A 13,341-nucleotide genomic window follows, 5' to 3' on the forward strand; every position below is an offset into this window, starting at 1 on the left:
GCCTCCCGCTTAGGTTAGAGTCCCAGGGCCTTCCGTACGTCCGCCAGCACTGCGTCCAGGGTTGCACGTGCGTTGGAACGCGCAGCCGGCAGCTCAGCCGCCGAACCGACGGGCTCAATCACCTCGAGATAGCACTTGAGCTTGGGCTCGGTTCCGCTGGGGCGAATGATGACCCGGGTGTTGTCACGGGTAATGTACCGCAGTCCGTCGGTGGGCGGCAGACCGTTGGCGCCTTCGGAAAGGTCGACGGCGGTTTCCACCGGGGAGCCGGCAAAGGAGACGGGCGGGTGCTCACGCAGCCGCTGCATCATTTCGGTCAGCAGGCCCAGGTTCTCCACCCGGACGGAGAGCTGGTCGCTCTGGTGCAGGCCGTGCTCCAGGGCCAGCTCGTCAAGTTCGTCAAAGAGGGTCCGGCCCTTCGCCTTCAGCGCCGCGGCCAGCTCGGCCAGCAGCAGGCCGGCGGAGATGCCGTCCTTGTCCCGGACCAGTCCGGGGGCCACGCAGTAGCCCAGTGCTTCTTCGTAGCCGTAGGTCAGCTTCGGCACCCGGGAGATCCACTTGAAGCCGGTCAGGGTTTCCTGGTGCTCAAATCCTGCAGCGTCCGCGATGCGGGCCAGCAGGCGGGAGGAAACAATCGAGTTGGCGAAAACAACGCCGGAGCGGGTTTTCTCACCCCGTACCTTCCAGCGGCCGGCAGCGATCCGCCGGGCAATGTGGCGGCCCAGCAGGGCACCCACTTCGTCCCCGCGCAGCATGCGCCATTCGCCCGTGGCAGGGTCCTTGGCGGCGACGGCGGCGCGGTCGGCGTCGGGATCATTGGCAAGGACAAGGTCCGCGTTCCGCTCGGCGGCAAGCTTCAGGGCCAGGTCCAGCGCCCCGGGTTCCTCCGGATTCGGGAAGGCAACGGTGGGGAAGTCCGGGTCCGGCAGTGCCTGCTCCGGGACCAGGGTCACCGAGGTGAACCCTGCCCCACGAAGTACGGCCGACATGGTTTCGCCGCCGACGCCGTGCATGGGCGTGAGGACGATGTCCAGGTCCCGGGCCGGGTAGCCCTCGCGGTGCGCCAGATTGTCCACGGCTCCGATGTAGTCAGCGATCAGCGACTCGGAAACTTCCGTGTAGCCGTCCGGTGCCAGCTCAATGGAGTCCAGCGGAACGGTGTAGTCGATCCGTGCGGCAATCTCGGCGTCGTACGGTGTGACAATCTGCGCCCCGCGGCCGGGGCCCTTGACCGTCCGGCCGCCCAGGTAGACCTTGTAGCCGTTGTCGGCGGCAGGGTTGTGGCTGGCGGTGACCATCACACCTGCGTCCGTGTCCAGGGCACGCACCGCGTAGGCGAGCAGCGGCGTCGGAAGCGTGCAGGGCAGCAGGAACGTTTCGATGCCGGCGGCACCGAAAACGGCAGCCGTTTCCAGCGCGAAGTCCTTCGACTTGTACCGGGCGTCGTAGCCGATCACGGCACTGGGGGTCCAGTTGTCGCCGGCTGTGTCCTGCAGGAAGGAGGCGATGCCGGCAGCGGTGCGCCGCACCACCACACGGTTCATCCGGCGGGAACCGGCGCCCAGCTCCGCACGCAGCCCAGCAGTTCCGAACTCAAGCGTGCCGGCAAACCGGTCCGCTAGGTCCGCCGCAGCTTCGTCTGCGCCGTCCGCACCGTCCGTGTCCGCGAGGGTGCGGAGGAGGGCGCGGAGTTCACGGGCGGTGTCCGGGTCAGGGTCACTGTCCGCCCACGCGTGCGCGGCGGCGGTTAGTTCTTCGAGGTCGACGGGGATCAGAGTCATGTGGATACCTACTGTTGCTGGTGCGGGTAGCTGTGCGGCGGAGAGCTGCTAGATCTTGTTGATGATCTCGGCAAGCAGCTTGGAGATGCGCGGTCCGGCGGCCTGTCCCGCTTCCAGGACCTCGCCGTGGCTCAGTGCCACCGGGCTGATGCCGGCGGCCAGGTTGGTGACCAGGGAGATGCCGAAGACCTCCATGCCGGCGTGCCGTGCGGCAATGGCTTCGAGTGCCGTGGACATGCCGACCAGATCGGCGCCGATGGTCTTGGCGTAGCGGACCTCTGCCGGAGTTTCGTAGTGCGGGCCGGTGAACTGGGCGTAAACGCCTTCATCCAGGGTCGGGTCCACGCTGCGTGCCACGTCCCGCAGACGGGACGAGTACAGGTCCGTCAGGTCTACGAACGTGGCGCCTTCAAGCGGGGAGGTGGCCGTCAGGTTCAGGTGGTCGCTGATCAGCACCGGGGTGCCCGGCGTCCAGTCGGGGTTGAGCCCGCCGCAGCCGTTGGTGAGGACCATGACCTTCGCGCCGGCAGCTGCTGCCGTGCGGACACCGTGGACGACGGCGCGGACGCCCTTGCCCTCGTAGTAGTGGGTGCGTGCACCCAAGACCAGAGCACGCTTGCCGTCGGTGGTGAGGACGGAGCGGATGGTGCCGACGTGCCCCTGCACGGCGGGGGCGGAGAAGCCCGGGATATCCGAGGCGGAAAGCGTTGCGGTGGTCTCGCCGATCAGTTCGGCGGCTTCTCCCCAGCCGCTTCCGAGGACCAGTGCAATGTCGTGGGAGGGTACGCCGGTGTGCTCTGCAATGTAGTCGGCGGCCTGCTGGGCAAGTTCAAATGGGTCGTTAGTCACTTAATAAACTTACAGCCTTGCCGGCCTGCCCAAGTCCGCGCCCGGTACCGCCGTTTGAGCGCCGTCACTCGATGGGACAGAATAGAGCCTTGTGACCACCCAACTAGATTTCACTGCCCGAAAACTTGCAATTCTCGGAGGCGGCCCCGGCGGCTATGAGGCTGCCCTCGTGGCAGCATCCCTCGGAGCGGACGTAACCATCGTCGAGCGGCAGGGACTGGGCGGCTCCGCCGTACTCACCGACGTCGTTCCTTCCAAGACCCTGATCGCCACCGCCGATGTGATGACGCGGATGAACGCGGCCCGGAACCTCGGCGTCGAATTCGGTGATGTGGCTTCTCCGGTCTTCGCCGACCTGAAGGTGGTCAATCACCGCCTGCTGGCGCTGGCCAAGGAGCAGTCCAACGATATCCGCAGCACCCTTGAACGTGCGGGCGTGAAGGTGAAGATCGGCAGCGGCCGGCTCCTGGACAACTCCACCATCGAGGTCACGGCCGACGACGGCACCGTGGAAACGGTCAAGGCCGAGGCGCTGCTGATTGCCACCGGCGCGAACCCCCGCGAGCTGGACACCTCGGTGCCCGACGGCGAACGGATCTTCACCTGGAAGCAGATCTACAACCTCACCGAGGTTCCCGAGCACCTGATTGTCATTGGTTCCGGCGTTACCGGCGCGGAATTTGCCTCCGCCTACAACGGGCTCGGCACCAAGGTCACACTGATCTCCAGCCGTGACCGGGTGCTCCCCGGCGAGGACGCGGACGCCGCCGTCGTTCTGGAGGACGTCTTCCAGGCCCGCGGCATGACCGTGCTCAGCCGGTCCCGCGCCGATTCCGTGAAGAACACCGGCGACGGCGTTCTGGTGACGCTTTCCGACGGACGCACCCTGGAGGGCAGCCACTGCCTCGTGGCCGTGGGTGCCATTCCCAACACCGCCGGAATCGGGCTGGAAGAGGCCGGCGTGCAGCTGGACGAACGCGGCCAGATCCGGGTCGACGGCGTCTCCCGCACCACGGCGGACAACGTCTACGCCGCGGGCGACTGCACCGGCGTTTTCAACCTGGCATCCGTGGCGGCCATGCAGGGCCGCATTGCCGTAGCGCACCTGATGGGCGACGGCGTGAAGCCGCTGAAGCTCAAGACCGTGGCCTCCAACATCTTCACCTCCCCGGAAATTGCCTCCGTGGGTGTCTCCGAGGCCGACGTGGCCGAGGGCCGCTACCAGGGCGACGTCATCAAGCTGTCCCTGCACACCAACGCCCGGGCCAAGATGATGGACGTCAAGGAAGGCTTCGTGAAGATCATTGCCCGCAAGGGCTCCGGCAGTGTGATCGGCGGCGTTGTGGTGGGGCCCCGTGCCTCGGAACTGATCTTCCCGATTGCCATTGCGGTCAGCCAGAAGCTGCACGTGGATGACCTGGCCAGCACGTTTGCCGTGTACCCGTCCCTCACCGGATCTATTTCGGAGGCTGCCCGGCGGCTGCACGTGCACCTGTAGGGATTACTCTTTTCTTTCCCGCGTCCGCGGCGGATTATCCGTCGCGGGCGCGGGATTTTTTCTGTCCGGATATCGGCGCTCCGAAACATTTGTCCATTATCTGGACATAAATCTCAAATAACGGACGCAAGCTCCTAGGATGTGTGTACTTCAATTCCTCTTGCGAAAGAGTTCCAATGTCTACTAAGAATCCCTCCGCGGCATCCACGCCGGTGCCGGTGCCGGCCAAGGCCAATTCCAAGGGCCGCGTGATTGTCGCCAGCCTCGTCGGAACCTCCATCGAGTTCTACGACTTCTACGTATACGCAACGGCTGCAGTCCTCGTCTTCCCCCGGTTGTTCTTTCCGAACGCCGAGGGGGTCACGGCCCTGCTGAGCTCGTTCGCCGTCTTTGGGGTGGCTTTCATTGCCCGGCCGCTGGGCTCCATCGTCTTCGGGCACTTCGGTGACAAGGTGGGCCGCAAGGGAACCCTGGTGGCATCGCTGCTGACCATGGGCATTGCGACGTTCCTCATCGGTTGCCTGCCGACCGCGGAAAACGGCTGGACGATCCTGGCTCCCGCAATGCTGGTGGTCCTGCGGTTTGCCCAGGGTCTGGCCCTGGGTGGGGAATGGTCCGGAGCGGCGCTGCTCGCCACGGAGAACGCGCCGGCCAACAAGCGTGCCGTCTGGGGAACCTTCCCGCAGCTGGGCGCGCCGATCGGGTTCATCCTGGCCAACGGCCTGTTCCTGCTGCTGAGCCTCCAGCTGGATGCCGAGCAGTTCGACTCCTGGGGCTGGCGCGTGCCGTTCCTGGCCAGCGCCATCATGGTGATCATCGGCCTGTACGTCAGGCTGAAGCTGGTTGAGACGCCGGCCTTCCAGAAGGTTGTGGATTCGGGAGAGATCAGCAAGCTGCCCCTGAGCCGCGCCTTCAAGTACAGCTGGCGCCAGATGATTGCCGGCACCTTCATCATGCTGGCGACGTATGTGCTGTTCTACCTGATGACCACCTTCACGCTGTCCTACGGGACCGCGGCTAAGAGCGAGGAAGCCGCCAAGGCTGCCGCGGACAAGGCCGGCAAGGCCTTCGACCCGGAGACCTTCACCGCCGGTCTGGGCTACGCCCGCAACGACTTCCTGATCATGCTGATTATCGGTGTGGTGTTCTTCGGGATCTTCACGCTCGTCGCCGGTCCGCTGGCGGAGAAGTTCGGACGCCGCAAGACACTGTTGGTTGTCACCGCCGGCATCTTCCTCTTCGGCTTCACGTTCTCGCCGCTGCTGGGCGGCGGAACCGTGGGGGTGATGGCACTGCTGATCATCGGCTTCACGCTCATGGGCCTGACCTTCGGACCGATGGGAGCCCTGCTGCCGGAGCTCTTCCCGACCAACGTGCGGTACACGGGCTCGGCCATTGCCTACAACTTCTCGTCCATCCTGGGTGCGGCCGTGGCTCCGTTCATCGCCGTCGCCCTGTGGCAGGCAGCGGACGGCAGCCCGTGGCTGGTGGGGATCTACCTGTCCTCCATGGCGGTGCTGACGCTGATCGCACTATTCGTGACCAAGGAAACCCGCGACGTCGACTACGAAAACAATTCCAGTGAGGCCGTGAAGGTCCTCTAGACCGTTCAAGCACAGCAGGCCCGGTTCCCTCTGCGGGAACCGGGCCTGCTTTTTGCCTGTTGGGCTGCCGTTGCCCCGGGATCGTCCGGGATCAGTCCAGGATCGAGGCGATGACGGCGCCGGCGGACACCGTCGCGCCGGGCAGTGCGCTCAGTCCGGAGATGGTGCCGGACTTGTGCGCGGTCAACGGCTGTTCCATCTTCATGGCCTCGAGCACCACCACGAGGTCACCCTCACGAACTGCCGCGCCGTCCTCGACGGCCACCTTGACGATGGTTCCCTGCATGGGGGAGGTCAGGTCATCGCCCGCGGCCGCGGTGGAAGCACCTCCGCGGGAACGCTTGCGGGACTTTCCGTTGCCGCGGGCGCCGTTGGGAGCGCCGGCTGCGGGGCCGCCAAGGCCGGCCGGGAGCACAACCTCGAGCCGCTTGCCGCCTACCTCAACGGTGACGCGCCGACGCTCGTCGTCGTCGCCCGTTCCGGGTTCGCCGCTCCAGGCCGGGATGGTGTTCTCGAACTCGGTCTCGATCCAGCGCGTGTGGACGCCGAAGGTGTCCTCGCCGGTGAAGGCGGGGTCTGCGGTGACGGCGCGGTGGAAGGGGAGCACGGTAGGCAGGCCGACGACGTCGATTTCCGCCAGGGCACGGCGTGCACGCTGCAGCGCTTCGCGGCGGGTGGCGCCGGTGACAATCAGCTTGGCGAGCATGGAATCGAAGTTCCCGCCCACGGTTTCGCCCGCTTCGATGCCCGAGTCCACGCGGACGCCGGGGCCGGTGGGCAGCTTGAACTCGGAGACGGTGCCGGGGGCGGGCATGAAGTTGCGTCCCGGGTCTTCGCCGTTGATGCGGAACTCGAAGGAATGCCCGCGCACTTCCGGGTCGCCGTAGCCCAGTGCCTCGCCGCGGGCGATGCGGAACTGTTCGCGGACCAGGTCCAGGCCGGTGACTTCCTCGGAGACCGGGTGTTCCACCTGCAGCCGCGTGTTGACCTCCAGGAAGGAAATGGTGCCGTCCTTGCCGACCAGGAATTCGCAGGTTCCGGCGCCCTGGTAGCCGGCTTCCTTGAGGATTGCCTTCGACGCCGAGTAGAGGCGGGCGTTCTGCTCTTCGGTGAGGAACGGGGCCGGGGCTTCCTCGACAAGCTTCTGGTTGCGGCGCTGCAGGGAGCAGTCGCGGGTGGAAATCACCACGACGTTGCCGTAGGCGTCCGCCAGGCACTGGGTTTCCACGTGGCGCGGGGCATCCAGGAAGCGCTCGATGAAGCACTCACCGCGGCCGAAGGCAGCCGTGGCCTCGCGGACGGCCGAGTCGAACATTTCGGGAATCTCTTCGCGGGTGCGGGCAACCTTGATGCCGCGGCCGCCGCCGCCGAAGGCTGCCTTGATGGCCAGCGGCAGTCCGTGGCGGTCCGCGAAATCCAGGACATCCTGGGCGGACTCGACCGGATCCTGCGTGCCCGGAACCAGCGGGGCGCCCACCTTGGCGGCGATGTGGCGGGCCTGCACCTTGTCCCCGAGTGAGGAGATGGCGCTGGGGGAGGGGCCGATCCAGGTCAGGCCGGCATCGATGACGCGCTGCGCGAACTCGGCGTTTTCGGAGAGGAAGCCGTAGCCGGGGTGGATGGCGTCGGCGCCTGCGCGTGCGGCGGCGTCGAGGATCTTGTCCATGTCCAGGTAGGACTCGGCCGCGGTGCTGCCGCCCAAGGCGTAGGCCTCGTCGGCGAGGCGGACGTGCAGGGCGTCGCGGTCGGGATCGGCGTAAACCGCAACGGCGGCAATTCCCTCATCGCGGGCGGCGCGGATAACCCGGACCGCAATCTCGCCGCGGTTGGCAATGAGGATCTTGGTGAGTGCCTTGGCGGGGGTCGCAGCAGGCTCGGGGATGTTCTGGCTCATTGGTGCACTGGCTCCTTTTGATCTGTTCGGAGCCTAGCGCGGTTTTGTGGTCTCGGGCCATAATGCGTGCTGTTTCTGCGTGGGAACCGGCCGTTCGTTGTGGGGATTCTACAAAAGCCGGGAGCTCCTTGGGCGCGCGGCGGGGTCGGCAACTATCCCTCCACCGGCGTCTACCCTTCCTCGTCCGGAGGCTCTGTTCCTCCACCGGCCGATGCTGACGGCGCGCTGCTCCCGGTAGGGCCCGCTGGGGGTGCGAACTCCGATGCCGCGTGGTTGATGGAGACATGAGATCTCCCAGTCCGCTCCCTGCCGGGATTAATGGCACGCCCTTCACTGTCTCGAAAGCCCAGGCACAAGGTGTCGGTGCGGAGCGGCTCCGTGCTTCTGACCTGAGGACTCCCAGCCGGTCCGTCCGCGTGCCAGCAGGAGGCCGGTTCTCCCTGGCTGAGAGCTGCCGTCCGTACGTGGAGTTACTGCCGGACGCCGTCGTCAGCCATGCAACGGCGGCGCGGCTGCACGGACTGGTGCTTCCGCGGAGGCTGGCCGAGGAACCGGTGATCCATTTGAGCCGGCCCCCAGGGCGAGGGAAGCCAAGGAGACGGAATGTCGTGGGGCACCGTTTGGACCTAATGGCGCATGAGACGGAGGAGGTCCAGGGACTGCCCGTCACCAGCATTGCCCGCACGTGGCTGGATCTTGCCGGGATGTTGTCTCCGGAAGAGCTTGTTGTTATGGGGGACCAGATGGTCAGCGAGCATCAGCGGAATTTTGGAACGCCCCGTGTGGCGCTCGTGCAATTGGCGGATCTGCGCGAATTTATCAACGACAAGGCGAACAACTCCCATGTCCGTAAATGCCGGACTGCACTGGACCTCCTCCGCGTGGGAGTGGATTCACCGCCGGAAACGCGGTTGCGGTTGATGCTGCTTGCTGATCCGGAACTGCCCGAATTCCTTCCAAATGTTGCCATCTGTGATGCCACGGGGGAGCCGCAGGTATGGACTGATCTCGGCTGCAGGGAATACCGGACCTGTCTTGAGTACGACGGCGTGCATCACCTAACTCCCGAACAGCAGGCCCGTGATCACTATCGGGATCTCAAGACGGCCGAGCTGGGCTGGATTCAGGTCAAGATAAGCAAAGCTGACTTCGCGCAGGGCCAGCACCGTATCAGGGCAAAGGTACGGAGAGGCCTGGCCCTGGCCGGGTGGCGCCCGGGTAGCGGCTCGTAGGGCTGCTGTCCCGCGGTGCTAGTACAGATAACGGGGTTTTGGGGTCGGGATAAGCCCGTTATCTGTACAACGGTTGCGGTCCGGGCCCGGGTAAGCACGTTATCTGTACAACGGTTGCGGTTGCGCGGTGCTAGTACAGGTAACGGGGTTTTGGGGTCGGGATAAGCCCGTTATCTGTACAACGGCTGCGGACCGGGTCGGGATAAGCCCGTTATCTGTACAACGGCTGCGGTCCGGGCCGGGATGAGCCCGTTATCTGTACAACGGCTGCGGTTGCGCGGTGCTAGTACAGATAACGGGGTTCTGGCGCCGGGATAAGCCCGTTATCTGTACAACGGCTGCGGACCGGGCCGGGGTAAGCCCGTCATCCGCTCAGTAGATCGCCCCAGCACCGTCAAACGCGGCGCAGGAACTACTTCCAGAGGTCGATGATCCGCACGTCGGCGCTGGCCAGCAGCTGGCGCAGCGTCGAAACGGAAAGACCGACGACGGCGTGCGGGTCGCCGTCGACCCGCTCGATGAACGCCCCGCCCAGGGAATCGATAGTGAAGGAACCGGCCACCTGCAGCGGCTCGCCCGTGGCGATGTAGGCCTCGATCTCGTCCTCCGAAAGCTTCACGAAGTGCACCTCGGCGGAGGACACCGCCCCGAGGGTGGCCCCGGAACCGTCCTCGTCCGTGTCGCGGCAGTCCACCAGCCAGTGCCCGGTGTGCAGCACCCCGGAGGAACCGCTCATGCGGCGGATCCGTTCGCGGGCGACGTCGGCCTCCCACGGCTTGCCGTGCGCCTCGCCGTCGAACTCGAAGACCGAATCGCAGCCGATCACCAGGGCGCCGTCGGCCTCGGGCAGGGACGCCACGGCTTCGGCCTTGGCGCGGGCCAGCAGCAGGGCCGTGTCGTGCGGGTCGGTCAGGCCGTAGCGGGCGGTGACGGCGTCTTCATCGACGTCGGAGACGAGGACGGTGTGGCTGATGCCGGCGTCGGTCAGCAGCTTGGTGCGGGCGGGGGACGCGGAGGCCAGGATGAGGCTAAGGTTCGGGTTGGTCACGGGTTCAAGCCTAGTGCCGGTGCGGACCGGCCAGGAAACCAAAAACGCCGGGCCGCCCCCGAAGGGACGGCCCGGCGTCGTACTGCAGGGAGGATCAGCTCTTGGACTCAACCAGCAGGGGAACCTCGATCTGCTCGGAATCGTCCGCGAAGGGATCGCCCTGGCGGCGTGCGTTGTACAGTCCGCTGTCCAGCAGTCCGTTGCGCCGGGCCACGAGGGTGGGGACCACCGTCTGGCCGGCCACGTTCACGGCGGTGCGGCCCATGTCCAGGATCGGATCGATGGCCAGCAGCAGGCCGACGCCGGCCAGCGGCAGGCCGAGGGTGGACAGGGTCAGCGTGAGCATCACGACGGCGCCGGTGGTGCCGGCGGTTGCGGCGGAACCCAGGACCGAAACCAGTGCAATCAGCAGGTAGTCGGTGAAGACCAGGTCCACGTTGAAGAACTGTGCCACGAAGATCGCGGAGACGGCCGGGTAGATGGAGGCGCAGCCGTCCATCTTGGTGGTTGCACCCAGGGGCACGGCGAAGGATGCGTAGGCGCGGGGCACGCCGAGGTTGCGCTCGGTCACTCGCTGGGTCAGCGGCAGCGTTCCCACCGAGGAGCGGGAAACGAAGGCCAGCTGGATAGCGGGCCAGGCGCCGGAGAACCACTGGCGGACGGAGAGGCCGTGGGCCTTGATCAGCGCCGGGTAGACACCGAACAGCACCAGGAACAGGCCGAGGTAAACGGTGAGGGCGAACATGCCCAGGGATCCGATGGTGTCCCAGCCGTAGGTGGCGACGGCGGTGCCGATGAGGCCGACCGTGCCAACCGGTGCGAGGCGGATGATCCACCACAGGACCTTCTGGATGACGGCCAGCGCCGAGGCATTCAGGGCCAGGAACGCTTCAGCGGGCTTGCCGACCTTGAGGGCGGCGATGCCGACGGCGATCGCGATCACGAGGATCTGCAGCACGTTGAAGCTGACGCTAGTGGTGACGTCACCGGACTCCGCCACCTTGGAGCTGGCACCGAGTCCCAGGAAGTTGGCCGGCACCAGTCCGGTCAGGAAGCCCACCCAGCTGCCCTGGCTGCCGTTGAACTCCTCACCCTGGCTCACGTCGGCGTTGTTGCCGGGCTGCAGGAAGAAGCCGAGCAGGATGCCGATGACAACGCTGATAAGTGCCGTAATGGCGAACCAGAGCAGCGTCTGCCAGGCCAGGCGGGCGGCGTTGGACACGGCCCGGAGGTTGGCGATGGAGCTGACCACGGCGGTGAAGATCAGCGGGACAACGGCGGCCTTCAACAGCGAGACGTAGCTCGTGCCGATGGTGTCCAGAGTGGTGGTGAGCCAGTTCGGCTCATCGTCAACGGTACCCATTGACTTGGCCAGCAGGCCCAGCGCCAGGCCCGCAATAAGGGCGGCGATGATCTGCGGTCCGAAGGACGTTACCCACTTGGGCAGCCGCCGGGCGGGGGATTCAGGGGAGGAGGTCTGTGAGGTCACGGAAAGACTCTAGCCGTGCGCCATTATCAGAACTGCCTCAAAGTTGCGAAATGTGACGGACCGAAAAAGCTGCGGCAGGTACCTGGTGGTGGCCGGATCCGCGCCGTTACTGCCAGGAAACGGCAGTGGCCCGGGGGACTCCCCGGGCCACTGTGACTAAGATCGCAGGCGCTTACTTCCCAAGCAGGGCCCGCCGCAGCGTGTCCAGTCCCACGGAGCCGAGCTGTAGGGCCCGGGTGTGGAAAGCCTTCTCATCGAACGCCTCGCCCTCCCGGCTGCGGACCTCGTCGCGGATCTGTTCCCAGAGCCGCTGGCCCAGCTTGTAGGAGGGGGCCTGGCCCGGCCAGCCCAGGTACCGGGTGAACTCGAAGTTCAGCTGTCCCTCGCTGATGGTCATGTTTTCCTTCAGGAACGCGTAGCCCTTGTCGGCGGTCCAGGTGCCTTCGCCCCAGCGTTCCGGGATTTCCAGTTCGAGGTGGACTCCGATGTCGAAGACCACGCGTGCGGCACGCATCCGCTGCGCGTCCAGCATTCCCATCCGGTCGCCCGGGTCGCTGAGGTAGCCCAGCTGCTCCATGAGCCGTTCGGCGTACAGCGCCCAGCCCTCGCCGTGGCCGGAAACCCAGCAGATGTTCCGCCGCCAGTCGTTGAGCAGCCCGCGGGAGGCGGTCGCCGTCGCAATCTGCAGGTGGTGCCCCGGAACGCCCTCGTGGTAGACGGTGGTGGTTTCCTGCCAGGTGGTGAAGGTGTCCTCGCCGGCCGGCACGGACCACCACATGCGGCCCGGACGGGAGAAGTCGTCGCTGGGGCCGGTGTAGTAGATCCCGCCCTCCTGTGTGGGGGCAATCATGCACTCGATCCGGCGCATCGGTTCGCTGATCTCGAAGTGGGATCCGGACAGATCGGCGACGGCACGGTCCGCCAGGTCCTGCATCCAGGCCTGCAACTCGTCCGTTCCGTGCAACTGGCGTGCCGGGTCCTCATCGAGGATGCGCATGGCTTCAGCCACGGTGGCGCCGGGCCGGATCTGCTCGGCCACGGCTTCCTGCTCGGCGATGATGCGGTCCAGTTCCTCCACGCCCCACTGGTAGGTCTCGTCCAGATCAACGGCGGATCCGAGGAACTGGCGGGACATCAGTGCGTAACGCTCCCGGCCCACGGCATCCTCGGCAGGGGCCGCCGGAAGCAATTCCTCTTCAAGGAACGAAGCGAGGCTGGTGTAGGCCCGGCGGGCCGCGTCGGCGCCGGTCCGCAGGTCTGCGCGAAGTGGGGCGGGCAGCTCCGCGCCGCCGGGCAGGGAGGCGTTGGCGGCAAGGGCGTCAAAGAATCCGCCGTCCTCGGCATAGGCGGAGGCCTGCTCAATGACGATCTTCACCTGCCGGCGGGCGGCCACCCGGCCGCGTGCGATGCCGCTGCGCAGGCTGGTGATGTAGCCCGCGACGGCGTCGTCCACGTTGTTCAGGCGGCCCGCAATATGGAGCCACTGCTCCTCGGTGTCCGTGGGCATCAGGTCGAAGATGCTGCGGATTCTCTGCGCGGGGGAAGCAATGTTGTTCAGCTCCGCCAGGTCCCAGCCGGACTCGTGGATTTCCAGGTCCAGGCCGAGGCGCTCGTGCATGGCGTCAAGGGTCACGCTGTCGACGTCGTCAGCGGGCTGCAGTCCGTCCAGCCGTCCGAGCGTCTCCCGGACGGCTTCGGCCATGGACTCCAGACCGGCAGGCGAGTAGTCGCCGTATTCGGTTTCCCGGCCGGGGATGCCCAGGGACGTGGCGAGGGAGGGGTCCAGCTGCAGGAGCGTGGCGGTGAAGGCATCGGCAACGGCGTCGATGGCGGTGGGCTGGCGTACCGGGGCACTGCTGGCAGCGGCGGACGCGGGCACGAAAGGAGGTGTCTGTTGGGTCACAAAGGTAGCCTAACCGCAGAGCGGCACGCCGGTCTTGTTTGTG

The 13,341-nt window shown here is 66.3% G+C and carries 9 protein-coding genes; 3 read left to right on the plus strand and 6 right to left on the minus strand.

What is annotated here, in order from left to right:
• Positions 1-14: 14 nt before the first annotated feature.
• Both NNX38_RS14350 and NNX38_RS14355 read right to left on the minus strand, forming a co-directional pair.
• Positions 15-1,781: a phospho-sugar mutase gene (locus NNX38_RS14350; RefSeq protein ID WP_255798608.1), complete on the minus strand. Its 1,767-nt coding sequence runs from the start codon at positions 1,779-1,781 to the stop codon at positions 15-17.
• A gap of 48 nt (positions 1,782-1,829) precedes the next feature.
• Positions 1,830-2,630 (minus strand): purine-nucleoside phosphorylase, encoded by an 801-nt coding sequence (locus NNX38_RS14355; protein ID WP_255798609.1) that lies wholly within the window; start codon positions 2,628-2,630, stop codon positions 1,830-1,832.
• Positions 2,631-2,721: 91 nt separating this feature from the next.
• Here NNX38_RS14355 and NNX38_RS14360 point away from each other — a divergent pair, with 91 nt between their 5' ends.
• A complete protein-coding gene (locus NNX38_RS14360) occupies positions 2,722-4,128 on the plus strand; it encodes an NAD(P)H-quinone dehydrogenase (protein ID WP_255798610.1) in 1,407 nt (468 codons plus the stop codon).
• A 176-nt stretch (positions 4,129-4,304) separates the two neighbouring features.
• A complete protein-coding gene (locus NNX38_RS14365; protein WP_255798611.1) occupies positions 4,305-5,732 on the plus strand; it encodes an MFS transporter in 1,428 nt (475 codons plus the stop codon).
• 91 nt (positions 5,733-5,823) lie between these two features.
• Here the strand turns inward: NNX38_RS14365 and NNX38_RS14370 are convergent, their stop codons facing one another.
• Positions 5,824-7,626 carry a biotin carboxylase N-terminal domain-containing protein gene (locus NNX38_RS14370; protein WP_255798612.1) on the minus strand — a complete coding sequence of 601 codons (1,803 nt, stop codon included), beginning with the start codon at positions 7,624-7,626 and terminating at the stop codon, positions 5,824-5,826.
• 629 nt (positions 7,627-8,255) lie between these two features.
• Here NNX38_RS14370 and NNX38_RS14375 point away from each other — a divergent pair.
• On the plus strand, positions 8,256-8,858 hold the full coding sequence (locus NNX38_RS14375) for a hypothetical protein (protein ID WP_255798613.1): 603 nt from the start codon (positions 8,256-8,258) through the stop codon (positions 8,856-8,858).
• A gap of 412 nt (positions 8,859-9,270) precedes the next feature.
• Here the strand turns inward: NNX38_RS14375 and NNX38_RS14380 are convergent, their stop codons facing one another.
• From NNX38_RS14380 to NNX38_RS14390, 3 genes are all read right to left on the minus strand, one after another.
• On the minus strand, positions 9,271-9,906 hold the full coding sequence (locus tag NNX38_RS14380) for a nucleoside triphosphate pyrophosphatase (RefSeq protein ID WP_229952398.1): 636 nt from the start codon (positions 9,904-9,906) through the stop codon (positions 9,271-9,273).
• 94 nt (positions 9,907-10,000) lie between these two features.
• A complete protein-coding gene (locus NNX38_RS14385) occupies positions 10,001-11,395 on the minus strand; it encodes a dicarboxylate/amino acid:cation symporter (RefSeq protein ID WP_255798614.1) in 1,395 nt (464 codons plus the stop codon).
• 172 nt (positions 11,396-11,567) lie between these two features.
• Complete coding sequence (locus tag NNX38_RS14390) at positions 11,568-13,298, minus strand: DUF885 domain-containing protein (RefSeq protein WP_255798615.1); 1,731 nt, start codon at positions 13,296-13,298, stop codon at positions 11,568-11,570.
• Between the last annotated feature and the right edge of the window lie 43 nt (positions 13,299-13,341).

Origin of the sequence: Arthrobacter sp. zg-Y238, from assembly GCF_024385525.1 — a bacterium.
GTDB lineage: Bacteria > Actinomycetota > Actinomycetes > Actinomycetales > Micrococcaceae > Arthrobacter_B > Arthrobacter_B jinronghuae.

What these genes read in the sequence shown, in the direction of transcription:
- NNX38_RS14365 (WP_255798611.1), top strand. Translation starts at nt 4,305, where the DNA reads ATGTCTACTAAGAATCCCTCCGCGGCATCCACGCCGGTGCCGGTGCCG.
- NNX38_RS14375 (WP_255798613.1), top strand. Translation starts at nt 8,256, where the DNA reads ATGGCGCATGAGACGGAGGAGGTCCAGGGACTGCCCGTCACCAGCATT.
- NNX38_RS14370 (WP_255798612.1), bottom strand. Translation starts at nt 7,626, where the DNA reads ATGAGCCAGAACATCCCCGAGCCTGCTGCGACCCCCGCCAAGGCACTC.
- NNX38_RS14350 (WP_255798608.1), bottom strand. Translation starts at nt 1,781, where the DNA reads ATGACTCTGATCCCCGTCGACCTCGAAGAACTAACCGCCGCCGCGCAC.